Origin of the sequence: Microcoleus sp. S1D4, from assembly GCF_036700765.1 — a bacterium.
Lineage (GTDB): Bacteria > Cyanobacteriota > Cyanobacteriia > Cyanobacteriales > Microcoleaceae > Microcoleus.
On the sequence record NZ_JAUBPP010000001.1, the window covers coordinates 162,817 to 174,668 of the forward strand.

The 11,852-nt window shown below is 44.4% G+C and carries 16 protein-coding genes; 7 read left to right on the top strand and 9 right to left on the bottom strand.

The window, feature by feature from the left end; all coding sequences use genetic code 11:
* Positions 1-23: 23 nt before the first annotated feature.
* The 4 genes from QT998_RS00705 (at position 24) to QT998_RS00720 (ending at position 3,135) form a co-directional block, all read left to right on the top strand.
* Positions 24-743 (top strand): energy-coupling factor ABC transporter permease, encoded by a 720-nt coding sequence (locus QT998_RS00705; RefSeq protein ID WP_333092797.1) that lies wholly within the window; start codon positions 24-26, stop codon positions 741-743.
* 4 nt (positions 744-747) lie between these two features.
* Positions 748-1,077, top strand: coding sequence for an energy-coupling factor ABC transporter substrate-binding protein (locus tag QT998_RS00710; protein ID WP_333092751.1), 330 nt, complete (start codon positions 748-750; stop codon positions 1,075-1,077).
* Positions 1,074-1,874: a cobalt ECF transporter T component CbiQ gene (gene cbiQ, locus QT998_RS00715; RefSeq protein ID WP_333113576.1), complete on the top strand. Its 801-nt coding sequence runs from the start codon at positions 1,074-1,076 to the stop codon at positions 1,872-1,874. The genes QT998_RS00710 and cbiQ overlap by 4 nt, the downstream gene beginning before the upstream one ends.
* A gap of 190 nt (positions 1,875-2,064) precedes the next feature.
* Entirely contained in the window at positions 2,065-3,135 is a 1,071-nt protein-coding gene (locus tag QT998_RS00720; protein ID WP_333113573.1) for a DUF2207 domain-containing protein, read from the top strand.
* Positions 3,136-3,554: 419 nt separating this feature from the next.
* On the opposite strand, the gene QT998_RS00725 is transcribed toward QT998_RS00720, so the two are convergent.
* The 3 genes from QT998_RS00725 to QT998_RS00735 form a co-directional block, all read right to left on the bottom strand.
* A complete protein-coding gene (locus QT998_RS00725; RefSeq protein WP_333092754.1) occupies positions 3,555-4,409 on the bottom strand; it encodes a metal ABC transporter permease in 855 nt (284 codons plus the stop codon).
* A gap of 135 nt (positions 4,410-4,544) precedes the next feature.
* On the bottom strand, positions 4,545-5,300 hold the full coding sequence (locus tag QT998_RS00730) for a metal ABC transporter ATP-binding protein (RefSeq protein ID WP_333092755.1): 756 nt from the start codon (positions 5,298-5,300) through the stop codon (positions 4,545-4,547).
* Between the two features lie 189 nt (positions 5,301-5,489).
* Complete coding sequence (locus QT998_RS00735) at positions 5,490-6,506, bottom strand: metal ABC transporter substrate-binding protein (protein WP_333092756.1); 1,017 nt, start codon at positions 6,504-6,506, stop codon at positions 5,490-5,492.
* A 164-nt stretch (positions 6,507-6,670) separates the two neighbouring features.
* Here QT998_RS00735 and QT998_RS00740 point away from each other — a divergent pair, with 164 nt between their 5' ends.
* The 3 genes from QT998_RS00740 to QT998_RS00750 all read left to right on the top strand — a co-directional run bounded on the left by QT998_RS00740 (position 6,671) and on the right by QT998_RS00750 (position 8,980).
* Positions 6,671-6,817, top strand: coding sequence for a hypothetical protein (locus tag QT998_RS00740; protein ID WP_333113570.1), 147 nt, complete (start codon positions 6,671-6,673; stop codon positions 6,815-6,817).
* Positions 6,818-7,000: 183 nt separating this feature from the next.
* Positions 7,001-7,861, top strand: coding sequence for a class I SAM-dependent methyltransferase (locus QT998_RS00745; protein WP_194067453.1), 861 nt, complete (start codon positions 7,001-7,003; stop codon positions 7,859-7,861).
* A gap of 261 nt (positions 7,862-8,122) precedes the next feature.
* Complete coding sequence (locus QT998_RS00750; RefSeq protein ID WP_333113567.1) at positions 8,123-8,980, top strand: energy-coupling factor ABC transporter ATP-binding protein; 858 nt, start codon at positions 8,123-8,125, stop codon at positions 8,978-8,980.
* Positions 8,981-9,039: 59 nt separating this feature from the next.
* Here QT998_RS00750 and QT998_RS00755 read toward each other — a convergent pair whose 3' ends face one another.
* The 6 genes from QT998_RS00755 to QT998_RS00780 all read right to left on the bottom strand — a co-directional run bounded on the left by QT998_RS00755 (position 9,040) and on the right by QT998_RS00780 (position 11,846).
* Entirely contained in the window at positions 9,040-9,285 is a 246-nt protein-coding gene (locus QT998_RS00755) for a hypothetical protein (protein WP_194067455.1), read from the bottom strand.
* On the bottom strand, positions 9,269-9,544 hold the full coding sequence (locus tag QT998_RS00760) for a BrnT family toxin (protein WP_194067456.1): 276 nt from the start codon (positions 9,542-9,544) through the stop codon (positions 9,269-9,271). The genes QT998_RS00755 and QT998_RS00760 overlap by 17 nt, the downstream gene beginning before the upstream one ends.
* Before the next feature lie 108 nt (positions 9,545-9,652).
* Positions 9,653-9,808 carry a hypothetical protein gene (locus QT998_RS00765; protein WP_333092758.1) on the bottom strand — a complete coding sequence of 52 codons (156 nt, stop codon included), beginning with the start codon at positions 9,806-9,808 and terminating at the stop codon, positions 9,653-9,655.
* Positions 9,809-10,050: 242 nt separating this feature from the next.
* Positions 10,051-10,671, bottom strand: coding sequence for a M15 family metallopeptidase (locus QT998_RS00770; protein WP_194067458.1), 621 nt, complete (start codon positions 10,669-10,671; stop codon positions 10,051-10,053).
* A 42-nt stretch (positions 10,672-10,713) separates the two neighbouring features.
* Positions 10,714-10,965: a peptidoglycan-binding domain-containing protein gene (locus tag QT998_RS00775; protein WP_194067459.1), complete on the bottom strand. Its 252-nt coding sequence runs from the start codon at positions 10,963-10,965 to the stop codon at positions 10,714-10,716.
* Positions 10,966-11,000: 35 nt separating this feature from the next.
* The gene (locus QT998_RS00780; RefSeq protein WP_333092759.1) at positions 11,001-11,846 is read right to left on the bottom strand and encodes a transglycosylase SLT domain-containing protein; all 846 of its coding nucleotides are present in this window, start codon (positions 11,844-11,846) and stop codon (positions 11,001-11,003) included.
* Positions 11,847-11,852: the final 6 nt, after the last annotated feature.

Below are 11,852 nucleotides of genomic sequence, written 5' to 3' on the forward strand. Positions count from 1 at the left end.
GGAAATTAGTCAGCCTGGGATTGATGGCTGGCTTGAGTTGTTATATTGTCCTCGGTTCGGCAACGCCCGCCGCAGCTATGCACATTTCGGAAGGTTTTTTGCCGGTGCAATGGGCGGCGTTTTGGTGGATTGTGGCGTTACCTTTTTTTCTAGTTGGTTTGCGATCGATCGCCCGCATTACCAAAGAACACCCGGAACTTAAACTGTTGTTAGCTTTGGCGGGTGCGTTTACTTTTGTGCTTTCTGCTCTAAAAATTCCTTCGGTAACGGGGAGTTGTTCTCACCCGACGGGCACTGGTTTGGGGGCGATTTTATTCGGCCCTTCGGTGATGGCTGTACTCGGCGCTTTAGTGCTGCTTTTTCAAGCAATTTTGTTGGCCCACGGCGGCTTGACTACCCTGGGAGCAAATATGTTTTCGATGGCAATTGTTGGCCCTTTTGCTGCGTATTTTATCTATCATTTGCTGATGCGAACTGGTAGTCAGCGGGCGGCAATTTTTTGTGCTGCGGCTTTGGCGGATTTGCTGACTTATGTGGTGACTTCGATTCAATTAGCATTGGCTTTTCCCGCAGCAAGCGGTGGTTTTGTAGCTTCGTTTCTCAAGTTTGCTAGCATTTTTGCAATTACTCAAGTTCCTCTGGCTATTAGTGAGGGATTGCTGACTGTATTGGTTTGGAATTGGCTGCATTCCTACGGGAAGCCGGAGTTGGAAACTTTGAAGTTATTGAGACAGGAGTCATAAAGTCGTGAATCAAAAACCTACAAATCAGCAAGCTACTTCGCGGGAAAATTGGCTGTTGGCTGGTGCAGTGATTATTCTGGCTGTGATTCCCCTAGCATTTGTTCGGGGTGAATACGGCGGTTCCGATGACCAAGCTAAGAAAGCAATTACCGAAATTCAACCGGATTATAAACCTTGGTTTAATCACTTAGTTGAGCCTGCTAGCGGAGAAATTGCTAGTCTATTGTTTGCGTCTCAAGCGGCGATGGGGGCTGGCGTAATTGGCTACGTGATTGGGTTATATAAAGGCCGATCGCAATCTCGGCAAAATTCCGATCGCAAAACCTTGGAATGAACCATCAAATTGATAGTCTGGCTTATACAAATCGCTTGCGCGGTTTGCCGCCATCTCACAAACTATCATTTGCGATCGCCCTTTTAATCCTGTCTCTAGTTTCCCATGTAGCGGTGCAGTTGTCGATCGCCCTATGGTTGACAATCTGGATCGTCGTTTATGCGGGAATTCCGGCGAAACTATATCTGCGGTTGCTGTCGCTACCGCTGATGTTTTTACTGACGAGTTTGCCTGCTTTGGCGATGGGTGCGGTTGGGAGCGATCGAATCCCAGAAATTCAGTGGGATATTTGGCAAGGTTGGGGAATTAGCACCGGCACTTTTTATCTCTATGTGAGCCGCACTGGAATATACCAAGTGAGCTTGCTGTTTGCCCGCGCCTTCGCATCCACAAGCTGTATGTACTTCATCCTGTTGACAGTACCATTTACCGAAATTTTGCAGATTCTGAGACAATTACGCTGTCCAGAGTTAGTCACAGAACTGTTATTACTAATGTACCGCTTTATTTTTAGCTTATTGGCGATCGCCGACGAACTTTGGACAGCCCAAAACTCCCGCTGTGGCTACCGCACTTGGAAGCGGGGAATGCACAGTTTAGGCATTTTAATCGGTCAATTGCTGCTGCGAACTTTAGAAAACTACCGTCAAGTTTCCCTGACTTTAGCCTCGCGCGGCTTCAACGGAGAACTCCGCGTTTGGAACTCCTACCCTTACAAACCCTCCCGCAGATATACATTTGAAGCCGTATTTGGCGGCACGGTTTTAACTTTGTTAAGTGTAGTATTTCAAAGTTGAGAAGAAATTAGGAAATGAGGACACGGCACTGCCGTCTCCTCTATATTATTCCGGTGCAACCGGAATTGATATGAATTCCCTGCCCGACTGAAGATATGACTTTTATGAACATAATTAATGATTTTTATGAATTGACTCCCCAATAAACCTGTTGAATAATTGTACTCAACACTTATCTTGTGGAAATCCTATGATAAATAAACGCATCCTCAAAAGAATAGTTTTTTCATTACTAGCATCATTAACCCTACTGTTAGTCACAGTGACTCATGCCACAGCCCAACAGCTACCGTTTTACTGGGATAACATCAATGTTGCGATCGACGTTCAGACAAACGGAGATATGTTAGTTACTGAAACGCAAAAATATGTATTCACAGCAGCCTACAACAATGAACGGTATCGCTATATTCCTTTAGATAAAGTCGATGAAATTAAAGATGTGACAGTTGCCGAAAACAATCGCATAATTCCTAGTAGCACTGGAACAGAAAACAATCAACTTTGCATTCGTTGGGAACATGAATTAAAACCGCCAGATACACATACTTTTATCATCAAATATCGAGTTGTAGGTGGATTGCAGTTAGATGGTGAGAATACTCTCGTTTATTGGAAAGCCATTGCAGCGGGTCGGAAAGCGCCAGTTAATACTGGAAAAGTTACGGTAAATTTACCAGATGCTTTGTCAGGGAAAGTTCTCTCGTTTACGAATTTCGGTGCAGCAGCGGTTCCCCATCAAGTAGATCCGAAAACCTTTGAATTTGTGGCAAGTCAGGCTATTCTACCGGAACAAGAATTAGAAGTGCACATTGCATTTCCCCAGGCAATTCTGAATATACCTCAACCTGGTTGGCAACAAACTGGCAACCAATCTCAATCTTCTTCGGGAGGAGGAAACCCTTTCGTAGACTTCTTTCTAATGATTTTCTTATTCATAGCAATGATGACATCGCCGATATGGATAGGTGTGCTTTACTTAATTTTAGTAATGATTTACGTCTATTTTATAACATTCTGTTTTAGATGTAAAAAATTCATGCTAGACACTAATAGACAAGTAATCTCTACAGCTACGCCAAGGAATAAAGGGAAGGATAAAGTTATCCGTCACTGTGAAAATTGCGGTTATCACCATGAAAAAATAGTTGTGACGACTTACGTAGATCCGAGTAGTGGCGGCGGTGGCGGTGGTGGCGGTGGTGGTGGTGGCGGTGGCGGTGGTGGCGGTGGCGGTGGTGGCGGTGGCGGTGGCGGTTAATATCAACGGAACTTACGCATTACAACCAAAGAAACCGGGTTTTTACTGAATCTGTTGACTGTAGCGAAGTATTGTCGCAAAAAACCCGGTTTCTGACTATTTTTATGGACTGCTCATGATTATTTTAGGGTAGGGAAACGGCATTGCCATATCTGAATTTGCTTTGTTTTGAGATACACCGATCGCACTCCCTACAAAATCCTATTCCCAATATGACCTTTATGAACTCAATTTATCGTTACCAGGCTCTGCCTGGGAATGCGTATAGCTGGGCGATCGAGTTTTCTTAACTTCTATTTTTGTGGAAGTTTTGCTAGCAAATTTGTATGAAGATATTAACTTTGATGTTATACCTAATCCGGCTTAAATACCTAGACGAATTAGGCTTGTCTAAGAGCGGTTTTAACCGCCGACTCTTATTAATCGATCGCCCGTGAATTCCTCGCCCTGACTAACAAACCGTGTTTCGGAGCAAAAATCATCGCCAACACAAACAGCAGCGTTTGCAAAACAACAATACATCCACCCGTCGCCCCATCTATGTGATAGCTGATATAAGTTCCCATGACGCTAGAAAATACCCCACTCGCCATCGCAATCAACATCATCCGGTCAAAATTATCGCTCAATAAATAGGCGGTTGCTCCCGGAGTCACCAACATTGCTACTACTAAAACAATCCCAACAGTTTGAAGTCCAGCCACTGCGGTGAGCGATAGCAAAGATAGCAGCACGTAATAGAGAAATGTGATATTTAAACCGATCGATCGCGCGTGAGTCGAATCAAAACAAAACAAAATTAAATCTTTGCGTAAAACTGCCAGCGTCACTAAGGTGATGACACTAATAATTACAGTTTGAACAATATCTGAATCGGAAATGCCTAAGACATTGCCAAATAAGATATGCGTCAAGTCGATCGAACTTCTGACTTTAGAAACTAACACTAAACCAAGGGCAAAAAATCCAGTAAACACTAAACCGATTACCGTATCTTCTTTGATGCGAGTTTTCGCTTTGATAAAGCCGATCGCAATTACGGAGCCCACACCAAACACAAACGCCCCCACCGCCAAAGGAATATTCAGCACATAAGCAATCACAACCCCCGGCATCACCGCATGGGAAACCGCATCACCCATCAATGCCCATCCTTTCAAAGTCATGTAGCACGAAAGCGCCGAACAAACAAGCCCGACCAAAGCACTGATTAAAATTGCTTTTAGCATAAACTCATGCTGCAACGGCGCGGCAAACCACTGAATTAAATCCATTATTTTTTCTCCAAATCGACTTGAGTTAACTGAGATCGGACACCACAATCAATAATCCTATAGGGGCGGATTCGCGATCGGGCATTAAACGTGCAAACCCACCAAAAAATCCTTTGTTGACATTGCTACAATATCTCAGGTTGACCGACTTTTTGCAGACGAAAAATCGCCAACGGAACCTCCAAAAGTTCGCGAAAGATTTTCCTCTGTAAACACATCAGAGGTATTACCATAGGCGAGAATACTGCGATTAATTAACACTACTTGGTCGCAAAACGTGGTAATAGACTCTAGATCGTGAGTTGAAACGAGAATTGTATGTCCTGTTTGACGCAGTTCCATCAACAAATCAATCATCAATTTCTCAGTTTTGATATCGACTCCAGCAAAGGGTTCATCCAGTAGCAAAACCGTTGCCTGTTGCGCCAGAGCCCGCGCAAAAAAGGTGCGTTTCTTTTGTCCGCCGGATAACTCTCCGATTTGCCGATCGCGCATCGGCCACATTTCCACCCTTTCCAAGCTTTCTCGCACCACTTGTTTGTCCATCGATCCAGGAATCCGCAACAGATTCATGTACCCGTAGCGCCCCATCATCACCACATCGCGAACATTCACCGGAAAATTCCAATCTACCTCTTCCGACTGAGGCACATAGGCAACCAAATTGCGTTTTTGCACTTGACGAATCGGCAACCCATTAATTAAAATGCGTCCGGTGTTTGGCTTCACAAATCCCATAATCGCCTTGAACATCGTCGATTTTCCCGCGCCATTCATCCCAACCAAACCGCAAATCGTCCCCGCCTTGAGTTGCAGCGAGGCGCTGTGCAAGGCTACTTTGCCGTGATAGGCAACTGTCACATTTTCAAGATTGATGCCGATTTCATTCATCTTTTTTATTTTCCTTAAGTAACTTTACTTAATTAAACGTAAGATACAGATGGCTAAAAAGCTTGCTGTATGAGAATTCTTCCTTCTTCCGACGGACATCGGACTGATGACGTTGGACGGAAAGTTCGGGGGGACAGCATTAATAACTAATGACTAATGACTAATGACTAATGACTTCTTCCTTCTTCCTTACTTTCCCTGTAACCCTTTTATCAAAGTATTGACATTGTATTCAAGTAACTTAAGATAGGTTGATGCTGGGCCTTCCGCTGGAGAGAGGGAATCGACATAAAACACCCCGGCAAATTTTGCGCCTGTTTCCTTGGCTACCTGAAGCTGTCCTTGGTTGCTGACGGTACTCTCACAGAATACAGCAGGTATTTGATTTGCTTTGACTGTATTAATCACCCGTTCGACTTGTTTCGGTGTGGATTGCTGTTCGGCGTTGACAGGCCAAATATAAACTTCTTTCAAACCGTAATCGTTGGCAATGTAAGAAAAAGCGCCTTCACAACTTACTATGTAGCGTTTGTCCGGGGGAATTGCTGAAATAGCTTGTTTGAGTTTTTCGTCGATCGCCCGAATTTGTTCACTGTATTTTGCCGCATTTGCGTCATAGGTTGCAGCATTAGCCGGATCGATATTTCCTAAAGCCTTGCGAATATTATCAACATAAATCAAAGCATTTTTGGGCGACATCCAAGCATGGGGATTTGGTTTACCTTGATAGGCATCTTCCGAAATATTAACTGGTTGGACTCCCTCGCTCAAAGTAATGTGAGGAACCTTGGGAAAACTGTTATAAAATCGAGTAGCCCAGCGTTCTAAGCTCAAGCCATTGTCTAAAATCACATCGGCTTTTTGCCCTCGTGTTAAGTCGCTGGGCGTGACTTCGTAGCCGTGAATTTCCGCCCCTGGCTTGGTAATGGATTCAACAGTTGCCTTGTCACCGGCGACGTTCTGAGCCATGTCTGCCAGCACCGTGAAGGTGGTGAGAATGACTTTTTTATCTTTGTTTCTCAAATCGGTGGCGGTTGGGCCTGAAGCTGGATTTTGGTTGGTTTGAGGCTGGGTCGTCTGAGTGTTGCACCCGCTGAGACAAACTGCTAGCAACAGCCCGAATCCTAGGAGATGATGTTTTTTACTAGGGGGAGAGTCGGGGAGGGGGAGAGGGAAATTTAGGGTAATTTGACGGTTTTTCCGCATATATTCAAAAATTCCAAGTGAACTTCGCTACAGTTTGCTGCTGACGGTACGATCGCCCGCCGCTATTTTTCATAATCGTTTCATTTTTGACTTTACCACAAAATCACAAAGAATGAAAGGATTATGAAAAAGGAATGAATGCGGGCCCGTGCAGCATCAGTCTTGTGTCAAAGAACTCAAATAGTGCTAGTATCTCGCCTGGTCGATCGGCTGTGATGGCGAAGGGCGATCGAACGTTTGGGGGAAAGTTGGGTGAAAATCCGGCGCTGTCCGCCGACTGTAATGGGACGATCGTAGGTTGGTTAGATTGAGATTTTTTTGACCGCAGATATCAGCAGACAAACACAGATGAACGCTGATGGATTTTTGTGATTTTGATGTCAATTTGTTGCAAAAGTTTGCTTTTTTGGCAGTTCAGTGTTATGAACAGGTATGCAAGGGCTGGGAAGAATTTTAACCCTCCCGGAAATCCTTAAATTAATCTAACTTTCTCAATGTCGAAGCAAAAATCAATCTCTATTTCTAAAGTGACTCGCTACCAAAATGCGGCGCTGAATTACTATTTGGGGTTGACGGATTCGCCGTATCTTCATTACGGTTATTGGAAATCTCTACCTGTGCCCGCTGAGGATCTCACTATCGGGCGGCTGCGTTTTGCTCAGCAAGCTTACACAGATAAACTTTTGGATTTTATTCCTAAACAAATTAAGACTGTGTTGGATGTTGGGTGCGGGATTGGCGGAAATGCGGCTTATTTGCTCGATCGCGCTTTTGCAGTGGAAGGGCTAGCACCAGATCCGTTTCAACAACAGCGCTTTCTTAAGTGTACGGGCGATCGGGCAGTTTTTCACCTCACTAAATTTGAAGATTTTCAAGCCACCCATTCCTACGATTTGGTTCTCTTAAGCGAAAGTAGCCAATATATGTCTGCTGTCGATATAGCCAAAGGTGCGGCGGCTGTACTCAACCCTGGAGGCTATTTGCTGCTTGCGGATATGATGCGCTCTAATCCTAATTATACAGAAGGAATGTTTTCTAATTGTCATGTTGTCAAAGAACTTAATGCTGCTTTGTTGCAAGCTGGGTTCACGTTAGTAAAAACTGAGGATATTTCGACTCATATTTTACCGACTATTGATTTGTACGTCGATAGTTTTCGCAGGTATGGACTCAACACAATGATCTATGTTGCGGATTTGATTTCGATTGCGGTTCCGCCCATCCACAAATTCCTGCGCTGGATATTTCGCCGCTGGTTTAAGAAATTGGTGGTTGAAGGATTGGAAGCGAGTAAACTTTTTGAAGAGCATCTTTGTTATGAAATTCAACTTTGGCAGTTGACAGTTGACAGTTGACAGTTGTTATCAGTTATTGGTTATTTGTTAGTGGCAAGCAATAACTAATGACTGATGACTGATGACTATAGCAATCCTAAATGATTCACAAAATTTGTAGGTAGTGTCAAGAATGCCTACCCTCGATCGGGGAAATCGAGCGGGGGATTGTTCCTACAATAAATTATACAAATGATGTGAGGATTGCTACTATAACAAATAACAAATAACAAATAACCAATAACCAATAACCAATAACCAATAACCAATAACCAATAACAAATGACTAATTCCTCACTCCCAATTCTCGAATTCGATCGCACTTTCTACTCCTATCCCTGCGGTTCGCGAGTAGCAATTCAGGACTTAAGCCTCAAAGTCCCCGCCGGGAAGCGCTGCGGGCTGATCGGTCAAAATGGCTGCGGCAAAACCACCTTTTTCCTGCTAGCAAATGGTTTGTACCAACCGCAACAGGGAATAATTCGCTGGGAAGGTGAACCCTTTCGCTACGATCGCAAATCCTTGACAAAACTGCGCCAACAAATCGGACTCGTGTTTCAAAATCCCGAACACCAATTAGTAGCTTCCACGGTAGAAGAAGATATATCTTACGGATTGTACAATTTGGGTTTGTCAGAACCGGATATTGCGAGAATGGTGCAAGAGGCGATCGAGCAATTCGATCTAAACGAACTCGCCCGCGAACCAATTCACAACCTCAGCTTAGGGCAAAAAAAGCGCGTTTCCATCGCCGATATCATGGTTCTCAAGCCCAAACTGCTGCTGCTAGATGAACCTACGGCCTATCTCGATCCGCGTCACACGCGACAACTGGTCGGTTTACTCCAACAAATTCACGCAGCCGGAACCACTATCCTTTTAGCAAGTCACGATCTAGATTTCATTTACTCCTGGGCTGATTGGGTGTTTGTGATGGATCGCGGTAAATTGATTCTAGAAGGAACACCGGAAGCTGTTTTTGCTCAGCGGGATGTCTTGGAACAGTTGCAGCTTGGCGTACCACTGGCGATCGAGCTGATGGAGCAAATAAGGGCGATATTTGAGAAAGACGGTAGCTCACAAATCCCCGCTTTCGAGGAATTGCAACAACAAATTTTAGACACGCGCCGACGGCTTTAAAAATTAAGCAGTTGTGTCATCAGTATGGACTGATCATCCCGTGCATATCGGAATTGATCTTATGCCCCTTTTGATGACGTTACAGACTGTACAATTGGCTGGGAGGGGGAATGTTGAATCAGTCGCATCAATAGGCGCAACCCTTCATTAACTGCGCCAGAATCTGGAAAAATTGTTGCAACATCAGGATCTAGTTGGACTGTTAGGGTGGATTGTTTGCGTCCTTGACCGCGGGCTACAACAGAGAGTTGAGTAAAGTCATATTCGGGGCGCAAATCATCATCCATTTCAGAGGTCTGACTCATAAGCTTTACGTTCTTTGCGGGTAACGGGACGAGCGCTGATTAGGCGCGTGATGCCTGCACGGTCAGTGTAAGCGACAACTAACAATCGTCCTTTGGCTGATTCTCCCATGATAATGAAACGTTGCTCTTGAAAGGAGTGTTCTGGATCACCAAAGGTTAAAAATAACGGATCGTCAAACACAGAAGTGGCTTCATCGAAAGAAACACTATGCTTGGCAAGGTTGCTTCTGGCTTTTTCCTCGTCCCAATCAAACAACATGGGTTCAATTTACAACGTCTGCTTTTTCAGATTATACCAGCATATGTGTCGTCCGACTGCATAAACTACGCCATGCTTCAGCCTTACTGACCAAACGGGGAGAGCGCACTATGCCCGAAAGGCGATTAACTGCGTCTTCCAAAACTCAAAGAATAACAAAATCCCGATCGCCCTGCCGGTGAGAAAAAGTGACAGACTTTTGTAAAGGTTTGTAAGTTGGGAAGTCGATCGAGAGGAAAGGGCGATCGCACTTGCAACCTTCATTTCCTGTTATTTGGTGAGGAGATGAAGAAGTGACGAGGTGCGATCGCTACTCTAATAACTAGCAGTTTGGCTTACCACTAACTTCTCGGCGGTCGGTGTGCATGGGCATTGTTAGGCCGCGATGACTAATGCTGCAAGAACTCATAAACACGGCGCATTCTTAGGAATCGAACAATAGATTAGGACGATTTGTATTCGGGAATGCCCCCAATAGCAATGGCGACCACTGTTGCCAGAGCTAGCTAAGAAAAGCCATCTATAGGCGATTTCATTAATCGCTTAATAGTTTTAGAATTTTCCCAATCCGTACCTAGCGAACCATCAACATCAAGTGGATCTCCCGGATTATGCTTATTCCAGAGGCTTTGGAAGGCTTTAATTCCTAAACTGCGAAGATCGGTCCCTCCCGCAACAAAATCATAATGAGGAGGATCGACAGGTCCAAAATGTCTCCATCCTTGATCTTCGAGGAAAGGTTTCCAAGTCAAGGGTTCATTTATGTCTAACGCTAGGCCACTTTCATGGTTGCTGGTTCCGGGTCGAGCAACAGGATTAGGATTGCACCCACCGAGATGCTTCAGGCGGAACAGTAGGAACTGTTGGGCAAAAGTTCGATACCCAGAATTAATGCTAAGTGTTATGCCGCGCTTATCGATCGCTGCTTTCAATTTTGCTTTAGCGGTAGGTCCCCCTACAAAAGGAACTGCCGCCGCCGCCCTACTGAGAGACACATTGAGATCGTCAATTCTTATGAGTTTACCGGGAGCAACTACATCGAACTCCGCCAGAATCTGATCATTGAGACCCTTAATGATTGGGGTAGAGGGACAAAGACGAAGATTAATTTCTTTGAACAATACCATGATATTTACTCACAAAAAATAATGATTTTGGTTTTTTAGAACTTACTCAGGATCTCGTTCAATCTTTAGCAAGCCCAAAGATTCTAAGACGAAAACACCTGCTACACCATCAGGTGCAAATCCCTGACTGTCTTCAAAATCGATCACTGCTTGTTCGACTTCTTGACCAAAAAGACCATCAATTTGTCCACTATAAAAGTCAAGTTCTTGTAACTTCTGTTGTAGCTTTTCTACATCTGTACCCGTACAGCCTACGTATAAGTTAGGCATCAATTCATTCATTGAATTTGACATGGTTTTGTTCCTCAATTTGATATACCTATACAGTATTAATTCCACCCGGCAAACTTCTGAAACCAACCTGCTCGATCTAATACGTCTTTACCGTAATCACCTCCTGCCGTGACCGAATCAACATCAATTGCTCGATCGAGAGCACGTAAAACGGCTCCAAGTCCGGCATTATAGCTGGCGAGAGTTGCCTTCAGTAGCTGCCTTCCAGTCAACCCTTCACGTTTTTGAACAGCCCTATTATCAGCGAGAAGATCGCAACCATAACGAATATTGGCTCTCGGGTCTTTCCAGTTACCAGTTCTAGCGAAATCATGAGCACCATCATCAATTTGCATCAGCCCACGACCATGCCCAGCATCCCCTGTACCTGCTGCTCCTGGTGGGCTAAGAATTATCCCCCAAAGGGATTCACGCGATCCCACACCGCCAATTACCGAAGGTTGAATGTCAAAGTCTTCAGCCGCTTCCATGATTAAGGTTTCATAACCACGGCTTCTAATCTCATCAAGTTGAGAGATAATTTCACCTTTGGCATAAGATGTTGTGAAAACAAGTCCATCAGGCATCGTAAGTACGTCATAGTAGACATTTGCAGTTTCCTTGCCAATCACACCTCTTAAACTACCGTGATTACCCCCTGGTAGATGAATGTCCTTAAAGCGGATTACACCTTCATTAGATAGATCCAGTCGCTTTTTTTCAGCAAGGTCAAGAAATTTGAAGAGTGTATCTGCATCAAGCAAGTCTGAGGAGCCACTAATTTTCAAAAAGTCTTTCTTGAGCTTGCTAAAGCGTTCTATAGGCAAGTTAGTCATGATTGCAAGCGCATTTCTTTGTTCTTCACTTAGCCCATCACCGATTCCTTCAATTCGTATTGACATACATTT